Below are 11,859 nucleotides of genomic sequence, written 5' to 3'. Positions count from 1 at the left end.
CGCGGCGTGCTAGCGTGAACGGGTGGCTGAGCCGCTGATCCGGTTCTCGCGTGTGCGCAAGGCCTTCGGTCCGAAGGTCATCTACCGCGACCTGAACCTCGAAGTGTACCCGGGCGAGACGCTCACCATCATGGGCGGCTCGGGCGTCGGCAAGAGCGTCATGCTGAAGCTGCTCATCCGTCTGCTCGATGCTGATGATGGATCTATCCAGTTCCACGGTGAAGAGATCACGCGCCTGAGCGAGGCGCGCATCGCCGGGGTGCGCCAGCGCATCGCGATGCTCTTCCAGGGCGGCGCCCTGTTCGACTCGATCTCGGTCGGTGAGAACGTCGCTTACGGCCTGCACGAGCACTACCGCAAGGAGATGACCGAGGCGCAGATCGCGGATCGGGTCAACTGGGCGCTGTCGCTGGTCGGCCTGCCGGGCATCGAGCAGATGCGCCCGGGGGACCTGTCCGGCGGCATGAAGAAGCGCGTCGGCCTCGCGCGCGCCATCGCGGTGCAGCCCGAGGTGCTGCTCTACGACGAGCCGACGACCGGCCTCGATCCGATCAACACCGAGCGCATCAACCACCTCATCAAGGGGCTGAAGCAGGCGCTCAACGTGACGAGCATCGTGGTGACACACGACATGAAGAGCGCGTTCACGATCTCGGATCGGATGGCGATGATCTTCCGTGGCGAGGTCATCGCGACCGGCACCCCGGACGAGTTCCGGAGGTCCACCGATCCGCATGTCGCCGATTTCATCACCGGGACCGCTCCGGTGAATGAGGACGTCCAGACGCTTCTCGGCGCGTGACGATCCCTCCGAGATCGCGCAAGATGCCCTTCTGCATGGGCAGAGCGCGCGATCTGAAGGTCGGACTCTTTGTGCTGGCGGGCCTTGTGCTCTCCGCCGTAGTCATTTTCCTGATAGGCGACGAGCGGCGGCTCTTCGACTCCTCCGTCGGCTTCACGACGAACTTCGCCGACGTCCAGGGGCTGAAGCCGGGCGCGCCCATCCGCATGGGAGGCATCGACATCGGTCACGTCGCCGAGGTCGGTTACGGCCCTGATCCGAAGGACACCAAGATCTATGTGAAGCTCGAGATCGTCGAGAGCGAGGCGAGCCGGATCAAGACGGACAGCGTCGCCCAGATCGCGAACAAGGGCCTGCTCGGCGACAAGATGCTGGAGCTCACGAAGGGGCAGAGCCCGGACTCGGTGCCGCCCGGCGGCCACATCCCCGGCGAGGTGCCGACCGACGTGATGGGGAAGGTGACCGGCATGGCCGAGAAGGCCGAGGCGACGCTCGACAACATCCAGAAGGTCTCGGAGAACATCGCCGACGAGAAGCTGCACAGGGATCTCCGCGAGACGGTGGCCTCGGCGAACACGCTGATGAAGCAGGTGACCGAGGGGGAAGGCTACCCGCACCGCTTCCTGACCGATCCCGAGGAGGCCGAGCGCATCTCGCGCACCGTGCAGAGCCTCGACCGTCTCAGCACGGAGCTCGCGAGCGCGGTGCGCGAGGTGCGGGGGGTCGTCTCGCGGGTCAAGGAGGGGCCGGGGTTCGCGCACGACGTCATCTACGGCGACGGCCCGCAGAAGCAGATTCAGCAGTTCGGGAGCGCGGCGGACGAGGTCGCCATGACGCTGCGGGGCATCCGCGAGAGCGACAGCCTCGCGCACGACGCGCTCTATGGCGGCAAGGGCGACGGCGCCGAGGCGCTCGCCAACGTGACGGCGATGACCGGCGATCTGCGGGCGATCGTGCACGACATGAGGGCGGGCAAGGGGACCCTCGGCGCCCTGCTGGTCGATCCGTCGATCTACGAGGACATGAAGAGCCTCCTCGGAAACGTGCAGCGCAACGACGTGCTCCGTGCCCTCGTGCGCTACTCGATCAAGCAGGACGAGCAGAAGCCCGCGGTCCAGGTCGGCGGCGCCACGCCGTCGCCCTGACGGCACATCCGAGCCGCTCGCGCAAGAGCGCCGGAGCGGTAGCGCCTTGCGTTATCTGAGGCCGCCCTTTATTCCTCAGTGTCTCGATGCCCAGGAAGCTCGCTGACCGTCTGTCGGCCGTCGCGCCCAGTGCAACGCTCGCCATGGCGGCGAGGGCCGCGCGCCTCCGCGCCGACGGGCACAAGGTCTTCTCCTTCGGCGTGGGCGAGCCTGACTTCGACACGCCGGAGCACATTCGCATCGCGGCGAAGGCGGCGCTGGACGCCGGCGCCACCCACTACACGGCCGTGTCCGGCATCTCCGAGCTGAAGTCGGCGATCTGCGCCGCGACCGAGCAGCACCGCGGCTGGCGGCCGCTGCCGAGCCAGGTGACCGTGAGCTGCGGCGCGAAGCACGCGTTGTTCAACCTCGCGACCGCGCTCTTCGAGCCGGGGGACGAGGTCGTCATCCCCGCGCCCTACTGGGTGAGCTACCCGGAGCAGGTGCGCCTCGTCGGCGCCACGCCGGTCATCGTCGACACGACCGAGGAGATGGGGTTCCGCCTCACGGCGGGCGCGCTCCAGGGCGCGCTTTCTCCGCGGGTGAAGGCGATCATCCTGTGCACGCCCTCCAATCCGACCGGCTCGGCGTACGCGGAAGAGCACCTGCTCCCGCTCTTGGGCGTGCTGCGGCGCCATGACTGCTGGATCATCGTCGACGAGATCTATGCCGATCTCACCTACGACGGGTTCCGGCACGTGTCGCTCCCGGCGCTCGCGGAGGACCTCGCGCCGCGGGTGATCGTCGTCGACGGGGTCAGCAAGACCTTCGCCATGACGGGCTGGCGGATCGGCTGGAGCATCGCGCCGGCCGAGGTCGCGAGGGCGCTCGACGTGGTCCAGGGTCAGAGCACCACGAACGCGGCGGCCGTCTCCCAGGCGGCCGCTGTCGCCGCCCTGAACGGGCCCCGCGACGCGGTGTTCGCGATGCGCGCGGCGTTCGCCCGGCGGCGCTCGCTGATGGTCGAGGGGCTCAACGCCGTACCGGGGGTGCGCTGCAGGATGCCGGAGGGCGCGTTCTACGCGTTCGCCGACGTGCGCGGGCTCTGCGGGCGCGCTTTCCAGGGGACGACGCTCGCGAGCGACGAGGACGTGGCGACGTGGATGCTCGATCAGGCGCACGTCGCCGCGGTCGCCGGCACCCCCTTCGGCGCGCCTGGGTACCTTCGCTTCTCGTATGCCTGCGATGAGGACCACATCGAAGCAGGCCTCGCCGCGCTCCGGCGCGCCGTCGCCACGCTCGAGTGACCGCGCGCGTCGCGCTGCGCCGGTGCCCACGCGCGCGCTCGAAGCGCAGCGGCGCCCGTCCCCGCTCGCTCGACCGCGGCGCCGCGCGGACGCGGCGGCCCGCCTGGCTCCGCGCCCCGGTCGCTCACGGGCGGCGCGCAGCCGGCGCGCGCGGGCCCCACGGGCGGCGCGCTGGCCGCGGCCACGAGACGCGCCTTCACCGGGGAGCCCCCGCTTCGGGCCTGGTTCGGGCCTGAAGGTGCGCCGCGAAGAAGTTCGACATCGCCAGCGAGTTCTTCTTGTCGAACGCCGATGTTTGGGTTAAAAGCGCCACGTCTTTCCGAAACGGCCGGGTGACAACCGGCTGGCATCGGGCGCATAACTCAGCGGTAGAGTGCGTCCTTCACACGGACGAAGTCGCAGGTTCAAGTCCTGCTGCGCCCACCCCGATTCGCTCCCCTGGTGAGCTGGTTCCGCGCGTCGAGCTGTCTGCGTGGCCGTGCCGCTCCCAGCGGATCCCAGCGGATACTGAGCGTCTGCTTCGGAGCATCGAGCCGCCCACGCGGCCGTGCTGGGACCGCCATGTGTGCGCGGCAGCGCTGCGGGGCTGGCAGGGCGGAAGGCCGGTCGCCGCCGTCGCGTCGAGGCGCGACAGCGGCGATGCAAGGGAACACGCCGCTCCGGGGTTGGCGAGGCGAAGGCGGTCAGCGAGCAGCGCTCGCCGCGGGCGGCGCTGCCGCCGCCGCCTTCTCGTTCTTGCGCTTCTCGATGGCGCTGGCCGTCGCGCGGAGCTCCTTCTGGAGGGGGCCGCACCTGAGGCACTTGCGCGTCCGATGGCCCCGGCATGGCTGGGGGGTGCCCAGCGCCTTGATGTAATGGAGCGCGCGGACATCGCCCTCCTCGCGCGCCCTGGCGAGCATCGCCTTGGTGGGGCAGTCCGTGAGGCGGCGCAGATCGTCGGCGACGAGCAGCGCCGGCGACGCGAGCTGCCGCACGCTGCTCTCCATCAGACGTGTGCTCGCGTGGTCCCTGGGCCAATCGCCGAACTTCGGCGCGGTCACCACCTCGTAGAGCAGGTCGGGACCGCGGCTTCCCATGTGCTTGGCCATCAGATCGAACGCCGTGAGGGCGAGGTCCGGGGTGCCGTTCGCTGCCCGCAGGATGATCTGCTTGAGCTCGTCGTTCCCGACCTCCTCGGGAGCGACCTCGAACAGCCGCTGCGCCGTGAGCAGCGCGGCCGCCATCGCCTTCTCGCGCGCCTGCGCGACCGCGAGCGCCCGGAGGACCGCAGGGTCTTCCGGATACCGCTGCGCGAGCGAGCCGAGCGCCGCGCTCCCCGCGGCCTGGGCGCCCTCGATCTCCGCGGGCTGAGCGCGGGCAGGCGGCCCCTTCGCCGGGGCCTCGGGCTCCGCGGGAGCGAGCGCCGGCGCCGGCTCGGGGGGCGGCGCGCTGCTGCTCTCGCGGCCGCTGCTGCTGGGCGCGGCGGCCGGCGAAGGGCTCGGCGAGGCGCTCGCGCCCCCCTCGAGCGCCGTCACGGCCGTCGGATCGCGCAGCGCGACCGCGCCGCAGACGAGCCCGGTCGCGGCCAGCAGGCCCAGCGCGGCCAGCGTGGCGGCCGCCTTCGAGCGGCCCAGCCCTGATTCACTGACGTGACTCACCGAGCCGCTCATCGCAGCTGCCTCTCCCGCGGAGGACCCGCGGCCTGGTCATCAACCGTAGGGATCGTCGTTCTTCGGCGGCTTCGGCGCGGCCGGCCTGGGCCTGGGCGCCGCCGGCTTGGGCGCCGCGGGCGCCGCCGTCGCCGTGGGGGCCGCGGGCTCTGGCGCCGGGGTGGTCGCTGCAGGCTCCGCCGCCGGCTTGGGCGCCGCGGGCTCCGCCGTCGCCGGCGCCGCAGGCTCGGCCGTCGCCTTGGGCGCCGCAGGCTCCGCGGTCGCTCCGAGGGGCGCGGTGGCGCTCGCCGTCGGCGCCGCCGGCACTTCGGCGGTCGTCGTGGGCGCCGCCGTCGCGGCGGGCGCAGCCTTGTCCGTCGCCGCGGGCACGACCTCCGTCGGCTGAGGCTTCTCCGCCGGAGCCGCAGGTTTCTCCGCCGGAGCTGCGGGCTTCGCCGCGGGCTGCTCCGGCGCGGCCGGCGGGGTCGCGGGGGGCTTGTCGCTCTGCCCGAAGACGAGCCAGAGCGCACCGCAGAGCGCCGCCGCGACGAGCAGGATCGTGAGCAGCCGCCCGGTGCCGCTGCTCTCCTCTTCCTGTGCGAGCGGAGCCTGGGCCGCGGGCGCGGCCTTGGCCGTGGCCGCCTTGTCTTCCTTGGGCTTGGCGGCCGCTGGCTTCGCCTTCGCCTGATCGTCGGCCGCTTTCACGTCCTGGCGCGCGGGCTTGGCGTGCAGATCCTCCGCCGGCGCCCGGTCCGCGACCTCGGCCGGCCTCCTGGCTGCGGCCGCCTTCGCTGGTCTCGCCTCGGCCGCGGGCGCTTCATCCCGCGCCTCCCGCTCGCTCGCCAGCTGAGCGACCGCCTGGACCGGCATCGCCGCCGGCTCGGCCAGCGGCCTGACGTGCTCCTCTTTCGGCGCCGGAGCGGGCTCGGCCTTCTTCGGCGGGGCGGCCATGAGCGGCTCCTTGGACGGGCCGATCTCGTCCAGCGAGCCGCCGGCGTCGGCGAGCGCTTGCTTCAGCAGCTCGGCCGCCTGCTTCATCATCGTCCGCTCGTCGGGCGGCGGCATCTCCTTCTCGGGGTTCGTCTGCGGGAAGAAGCTGCCGCCCTCCGCGACGTCGGCCTTCTTCGCCTCGCCCTTGCCCGCGTCGCCCTTCGCCCCGATCGAGCCGAGCCCCAGCATCGTCGACGCCCGCTTCACCTGCGCCTGCGCTGCCTTGGCGGCCGCGGGCTCGGCCTGCGGCGCGCTCGCGGTCGCCGACGGGGCCGTGATCTCCTGCACGTCGTCGCCCAGATCCGCGCGGTCGGTGATGCCGGCCTCGAACGCCGACCCGGCGCCCGCTTGCGCGTCGACGAGCCGGGTGATCACGGCCTTGGATTTCTCATCGATCTTGATGAACTTCACGCCCATGCCCGCCGGGTGCGCGTCGCTCCCCTGCGCGGGCTCGCGCTTCCACACGACGCGGCCGACGCCGGCGATCACGGCTTGCTCGTCCTGTAGACGGATCTCGAACTTGAGCAGCGTGCCAGCGGGGAAGGGCGACGGCGTCTTGATGAAGATGCCGCCACGGCTCACGTCATGCGAGTGGTGCTCGATGAACTCGTCGACCGTGGCGCTTTTGTAGCGGACGGTCATCTGCAGCACTCTCGCTCGCGGATCTTTGCGTGTGTCCTGGGCCATCAGGGTAGAACTCCCGTCTACTTCGCGACTCGCTCCAGCGGATGTGGTCCGCATGTTACCCAAGGTTCGCCGCGAAGCCCAAAGGCTAACACGTGACGGTCGCTTTACCGAACGCAGCCATGGGCGACCGGGCGAGCATGCTGTTCGCGCGGCGCGCGTCACCGCGCTCGCGCCCGCGCCCCTGCGCCGCAGGGCATGGCGAACCGAGCGTGTGCGCGCGTCTCTCGTGATATGTTCGCGTCGACTGGAGAATGCGCCAGGATGGCTGTCCGGGACCACTTTCGCGTTCACGCGAGGCGACGCGTCGATCTTGGGGCGACGCTGCGCGATCGCCAGTCGATCGAGGAGCACGGCGTTCGCATCCGCGATCTGGGGCTGGGCGGCGCCGGCATCGAGCTGTCCGAGGCCCAGCTCGCGTCGGAGCTCCTGGATCCCGAGGCGTCGGTGACGCTCGAGGTCACCGCCCCGAACCTGTGGGATCCGCTGAGCCTCCGCGGTCGCATCGCCTGGATCCGCCGCGGTGCGGCGGGGCGGCCGGCGCGCGCGGGCGTTCGCTTCGAGCACCACGACGCCGGGTCGCTCTACGGCCTCTACCAGCTCCTCGGCACCGAACACTTCGACCTCTAGCGCGGGGGGCGCCCGCTTCGGAGACGGGCCCATCTCGACGTTTTCGGTGCTCGGCGTACGTGAGTCTCAAGATCCTACACATCTCGCTTGATGTGTGCTGGGCGACGTGATCAAAGCTGCGGATGGGTTCACCTGCAGCAGAGCACGCAGCGGCACTCGCCGAGGAGATGAGCGACGCGCACTTCGGCGATGCGCGGCTTTCGAAGCGCCAGACCAAGCTGGTGCAGAAGCTGGCGCAGGCGCCGGACAAGAGCTTCCCCTCGCTCTTGTCCGACAGCGAGCTGGAGGCGGCGTACCGTTTCTTCGGCAACGACGCCGTCACGCCCGCGGCGATTCTGGCTCCGCATGTGCGCGCCACCCTCGCGCGCATGGAGGCCGAGCCGGTCGTGCTCGCCATCCATGACACCACGACCCTTTCCTTCCGCTCGGACGGCCAGCGGCAGGGGCTCGGACGGCTGCGCTCCTCGGGGCAGACGTTCTTCGCCCACTTCACGCTGGCGGTCAGCGGCGATGGAACGCGCCGCCCGCTCGGCGTGCTCGATCTGAGCACGCACGTGCGCGACGACGGCACGACGGACAACGAGCACGACCGCTGGGGAGAGCAGGTGGAGCGAGTCGCGGTCTTGGGCGCTGCGCCGCACGATGTGGTGCACGTCATGGACCGCGAAGGCGACGACTACGGCCTGTTCGCGCAGCTTTTGAGCGCAGGGCATCGGTTCGTGATTCGGCTCGCGCACAATCGCCTCGTCGAGGCTGACGCCCTCGGAGCGGAGGCCAAGCTCGAGCAGGCGCTCGCGCATGTTCAAGCGGTGGCCGTGCGCGAGGTAGAGCTTTCGCCGCGGCCGGCGGGCAATCGCAGCCCTCAACAGAAACGGCTGCATCCTCCGCGCGCAGGACGCTTGGCCAAGCTCGCCCTTGGAAGCACGCGCGTGACCCTGCGGCGACCGAGATCCCAGCCGCGCGAGCTGCCTGCGACGCTCTCGTTGCGGGTCGTACGCGTCTGGGAGATCGAGCCGCCGCCGGGCGAAGCGCCGGTCGAGTGGGTGCTGCTCACGAGCGAGCCGGTCGAGTCCGTCGAGCAGCTGACGCAGCTGGTCGACTGGTACCGGGCGCGCTGGATGGTGGAGGAGTTCTTCAAGGCCCTGAAGACCGGATGCGCCTACGAGAAGCGCCAGATCGAGGACCTGCACGGCCTGCGCAACGTGCTGGCGCTCTTCGCGCCCATCGCCTGGCAGCTATTGCTGCTGCGCAGCGAGGCTCGGCGCGCTCCGGAGCAGCCCGCGACCGCCGTGCTCACGCCCACCCAGCTCGAGGTGCTGCGGGTCTTCGCGCGCAAGCCCCTGCCCGAGAACGCCACGGCCCGCGATGCCTTCCTGGCGATCGCCGGGCTCGGCGGACACCTCCGGCGAAACGGCGAGCCCGGCTGGCAGACCTTGGGCCGTGGCTACGAGCAGCTGCTCACCCTCGTCCAGGGCTGGAGCGCCGCGAGGGAGGTGGGGAAAATATGATCAATCCTGAGACGTGAGTACGCCTGCGCGCCGAAAACGCCGATCTGGGCCCGTCTCCTGTGCGGGCGTCCCCCGCGCTGCGGCTGGAACGGGGGGGAGGGGCTTGGCTGTGCGGGAGAGGGCGCTAGAAGGCGAACACGGGGCTGACGGTGGGGGCCAGGACGAGGCCGAGCGTTGGCCACATCAGCATCACCTTCATCTCGGCAGAGACTCCGAAGTTCTGGGTGATGCCATAGACCACACCGGCGCCTAGCGCGGAGAAGTTCCGCCCGGTGATCTGGTAGGCATCGAGATTCTCGACGTAGCGGGTATTTGCCGGACACCTGTTGCTGCTGCTGGTGCGCAGAGGATCCCCCTCCTCGGTGCGGCGATCGCACACATCCACAGGCACCGAGGCGTTCACCTGGGCCAGCCCGATGGGCGAGGCGAAGGCATAGGGGCGGAACCCGCCCTTCTCGACAATCCGATCCCCCAGGAGGAAATACGTGGCGCGGAGCTCCGCATGGAGCGGCAGGAAGCTGAGCGCCTGGAGATGCGGGTTCTGCAGGTCATTGCCCGCCTCGTCCGTCCACGGGTTCGGCGCGTTCTTGGAAGACGGCGAGCCGCCGAACGCGAATCCGACCCGCACGCCGAGGAGCAGCGACAGGTCCGAGAACAGCTGCCGATCGTACGACAGCATCACCCGCCACCCAGCCAGGCTCAGGCCGCCCTTGACCCCGTTCGTTCCCTCCAGATCCGCGGGCTCGCCGTAGAACTGCCGGCCGTCGCCGCCCGGGTAGAAGCAGGCGTACGCGGCGTCGCTGCCCGAGCAGACGTAATCCGTACCGCGCACCAGGAGCAGGTCGAGCTGGCCGGAGACGCCGACCACGTTGCGGTTGCCCTTGCCCTTCGACGCCCCGCCGCCCTCGTCGCTCCCCTGCTCGCAGGTCCCGTTCACGCAGGCGAGCCCCGACTGGCACTCCTCGGTCGCCTCGCAGGCCGAACCCCAGGCCTTGTCCCCGCGCTTGCCGTCAGCGTCGGGGCAGCCAGGCAGGCCTGGCGGGCAATCCTCCTTCGCGGCGCACCGCCTCGGCGGCTCCTGGCCAGGCAGCGACGGCTCCTGATCGATCTCGTTCTTGATCGGCACCCGGTGAGGCGCCTGCATCGAACCGGCGGTGCCCACCGGATCGCCCGCCTCGTCCCTCAGGATGACGAAATACCGGAGTTCGCCGGTCGTCGTGACATCCTCGCAGGGGATCTCCACGCCGAAGCCGCCCTCGATACGCCTCATCTCGAGCGACTTCCACTTGGGCGAGCCGAACGGCTTGTAGCGGACCGTCGCCTTGGACGCGTCGATCTCCTCCGGGATCTCGACATACACGGGCACCGGCGTGTTCACCGCCTGCTCCGCCACCGGCGTGTGGGGAACGTCGCCCGCCGCGGCCTTCGTGGCCTTGCCGCCGCCGTCGCGAGACGCCTTCCCGGCGGCGGCCTGCGCCTCCTTCTGGGCCTCCTTGAACGCCTGGGCCAGCTCGGTCGTCGTCAGCGCGTCGATGAGCGCCGCCTTCGGATCGGCCTGGAGCGCCAGCACGAACTCGGCCTTGGCCTGCTGGAGCTTGTTGCCGCCGCCGTACACCGTGCCGAGCGCGATGTGCAGCTTGCCGACCACCGGCTTCGAGCAGGCGCCCTTGTCGCACTTCTTCAGGGCGTCTTTGAGCTTCTTCTCCGCCTTGTCGAACTCGACAGAGAGGTAGTCATCGTCCATCGCCTGGTTGTGCAGCTTCATCGCCTCCGCGTCCTTTTCGCCGGCGGCGCCGGCGACCGCCGGCGCGCCGAGGACCCACAGCGAAGTCAGTGCAGACGCGAGACGAGCGCGGCGTGAACGACGGAAAAACACGGGTTCAGACCTCCAGGGTGTGCTGGGGAGGGGCTCTTGCTTTCAGGGGGAGGGGCTCTCGCTTTCAGGAGGAGGGGGCCGGGTCCGGCCCCCTGGGCTGCGCGGTCGAGAACGACCGTACCCCGACACGCCAGGCGGTGCCCCCGCGACGGCAGGACTACTGCGCGCCCTCCGTGCGGACGAACTGCACGCGCCGGTTCAGGGCACGGTTCTGGTCGGACGTGTTCGGCACGATCGGCTGCTCCATGCCGTACCCCTTCGATGTCAGCCGGGCTTCGTCGATGCCCTTGGCCACCAGGTACTTCTTCACCGAGGCCGCACGCCGATCCGACAGCTTCTTGTTGTAGGCCGCGGCGCCCTTGTTGTCCGTATGCCCCTGGATCTCGATCTTGATCTTCGGGTTCTGCTGGAGGACGTCCACCACGGCGTCGAGGATCGGGAAGCTCTCGGGCCGGATCTTGTCCTTGTCGAACTCGAAGTGGATCTGCTGCGTGATCTTGATCTCCTTCTCGGTGACGATGACAAGGCTCGGCTTCTTCGGGCAGCCCGGCTTGTCGCCGCCGACCACGCCCGGCTCGTTCGGGCACTGGTCCTCGAGATCGACCACGGTGTCCTGGTCGTTGTCCGGCTCGGGGCAGCCGTCGGCGTCCTCGTAGCCGTCCGGATCCTCCGGATCGTTCGCGCAGTTCTTGCCCGTGCTGTCCTTGTCGTTCGCGTCGAGGATCGTGTCGAGGTCGTTGTCGAGCTCGGGGCAGCCATCCTCGTCGAGGTAGCCGTCCTTGTCCTCGGGCAGGAGCACGCAGCTGTCCTTGCTGTCCGTCAGGCCGTCGCCGTCCGTGTCCGGATCGTCCGGGCAGCCGTCATCGTCCTGGAAGCCGTTCCAGGTTTCGGCGTCGCACGGGCACTTCTTGTCCTCCGGATCGAGCAGCCCGTCGCCGTCGCAGTCTCCGGGCTTGGGCGGCGGCGCCTCCTCGACGAACCCGCGCTCGGCGCACTTCTGCGGCGGCGAGAGGTCGTACGCGGCGTGCGTGTTCGCCTTCGCGATGTCGAGGTGCTCCTTGGCCCGGACGAAGAAGCCCTGATCGAGCTCGACCGAGGCGAACGACAGGTGCGACTTCGCCATCGCCAGCTCGCGCGGCGCGCAGCGGAGCGCGCCGTTGCGCTCCGCCTGCTTCGCGATGGTGGTCAGCGCCTCGATGTCGCCGCGCATGACCGGCACCTGCGTGCACGAGAGGGCGGCCCCGGCGATCGCCACGACAGCGATGGCGCCTGCGCGACGGGCGCGGCGGGAACTGCGGCGCGTCATTCCA

Annotated in this window: 9 protein-coding genes and 1 tRNA gene; 6 read left to right on the top strand and 4 right to left on the bottom strand. The window is 70.4% G+C overall.

The window, feature by feature from the left end; genetic code table 11:
* The first annotated feature begins 22 nt into the window (after nt 1-22).
* From WMF34_RS23140 to WMF34_RS23125, 4 genes are all read left to right on the top strand, one after another.
* The gene (locus tag WMF34_RS23140; RefSeq protein ID WP_012237111.1) at nt 23-802 is read left to right on the top strand and encodes an ABC transporter ATP-binding protein; all 780 of its coding nucleotides are present in this window, start codon (nt 23-25) and stop codon (nt 800-802) included.
* A gap of 35 nt (nt 803-837) precedes the next feature.
* The gene (locus WMF34_RS23135) at nt 838-1,947 is read left to right on the top strand and encodes an MlaD family protein (protein ID WP_437994565.1); all 1,110 of its coding nucleotides are present in this window, start codon (nt 838-840) and stop codon (nt 1,945-1,947) included.
* Nucleotides 1,948-2,090: 143 nt separating this feature from the next.
* Nucleotides 2,091-3,233, top strand: coding sequence for a pyridoxal phosphate-dependent aminotransferase (locus WMF34_RS23130; protein ID WP_437994564.1), 1,143 nt, complete (start codon nt 2,091-2,093; stop codon nt 3,231-3,233).
* A gap of 351 nt (nt 3,234-3,584) precedes the next feature.
* Nucleotides 3,585-3,656 (top strand) — tRNA-Val (locus WMF34_RS23125).
* Between the two features lie 260 nt (nt 3,657-3,916).
* On the opposite strand, the gene WMF34_RS23120 is transcribed toward WMF34_RS23125, so the two are convergent.
* Nucleotides 3,917-4,870 carry a hypothetical protein gene (locus WMF34_RS23120; protein ID WP_437994563.1) on the bottom strand — a complete coding sequence of 318 codons (954 nt, stop codon included), beginning with the start codon at nt 4,868-4,870 and terminating at the stop codon, nt 3,917-3,919.
* A 51-nt stretch (nt 4,871-4,921) separates the two neighbouring features.
* Complete coding sequence (locus tag WMF34_RS23115; RefSeq protein WP_437994562.1) at nt 4,922-6,538, bottom strand: TIGR02266 family protein; 1,617 nt, start codon at nt 6,536-6,538, stop codon at nt 4,922-4,924.
* A 261-nt stretch (nt 6,539-6,799) separates the two neighbouring features.
* On the opposite strand from WMF34_RS23115, the gene WMF34_RS23110 reads away from it, so the two are divergent.
* Entirely contained in the window at nt 6,800-7,165 is a 366-nt protein-coding gene (locus WMF34_RS23110; RefSeq protein ID WP_012237106.1) for a PilZ domain-containing protein, read from the top strand.
* 167 nt (nt 7,166-7,332) lie between these two features.
* Nucleotides 7,333-8,673 (top strand): IS4 family transposase, encoded by a 1,341-nt coding sequence (locus WMF34_RS23105; protein ID WP_012236791.1) that lies wholly within the window; start codon nt 7,333-7,335, stop codon nt 8,671-8,673.
* A 124-nt stretch (nt 8,674-8,797) separates the two neighbouring features.
* Here WMF34_RS23105 and WMF34_RS23100 read toward each other — a convergent pair whose 3' ends face one another.
* Together WMF34_RS23100 and WMF34_RS23095 are read right to left on the bottom strand one after the other, a co-directional pair.
* The gene (locus WMF34_RS23100; protein WP_437994561.1) at nt 8,798-10,438 is read right to left on the bottom strand and encodes an EB domain-containing protein; all 1,641 of its coding nucleotides are present in this window, start codon (nt 10,436-10,438) and stop codon (nt 8,798-8,800) included.
* Between the two features lie 268 nt (nt 10,439-10,706).
* On the bottom strand, nt 10,707-11,855 hold the full coding sequence (locus WMF34_RS23095) for an OmpA family protein (protein ID WP_437994560.1): 1,149 nt from the start codon (nt 11,853-11,855) through the stop codon (nt 10,707-10,709).
* Nucleotides 11,856-11,859: the final 4 nt, after the last annotated feature.

The sequence above is a fragment of the Sorangium sp. So ce145 genome, assembly GCF_051525985.1.
Lineage (GTDB): Bacteria > Myxococcota_A > Polyangia > Polyangiales > Polyangiaceae > Sorangium > Sorangium cellulosum_B.
The sequence above is the reverse complement of the archived record's forward strand: the minus strand, read 5'-3'. Positions and strand labels throughout refer to the sequence as shown.

Excerpts from the sequence above, each read along its gene's own strand:
- WMF34_RS23135 (WP_437994565.1), top strand. The coding sequence starts at position 838 with ATGGGCAGAGCGCGCGATCTGAAGGTCGGACTCTTTGTGCTGGCGGGC.
- WMF34_RS23130 (WP_437994564.1), top strand. The coding sequence starts at position 2,091 with ATGGCGGCGAGGGCCGCGCGCCTCCGCGCCGACGGGCACAAGGTCTTC.
- WMF34_RS23115 (WP_437994562.1), bottom strand. The coding sequence starts at position 6,538 with ATGGCCCAGGACACACGCAAAGATCCGCGAGCGAGAGTGCTGCAGATG.
- WMF34_RS23110 (WP_012237106.1), top strand. The coding sequence starts at position 6,800 with ATGGCTGTCCGGGACCACTTTCGCGTTCACGCGAGGCGACGCGTCGAT.
- WMF34_RS23105 (WP_012236791.1), top strand. The coding sequence starts at position 7,333 with ATGAGCGACGCGCACTTCGGCGATGCGCGGCTTTCGAAGCGCCAGACC.
- WMF34_RS23100 (WP_437994561.1), bottom strand. The coding sequence starts at position 10,438 with ATGAAGCTGCACAACCAGGCGATGGACGATGACTACCTCTCTGTCGAG.
- WMF34_RS23095 (WP_437994560.1), bottom strand. The coding sequence starts at position 11,855 with ATGACGCGCCGCAGTTCCCGCCGCGCCCGTCGCGCAGGCGCCATCGCT.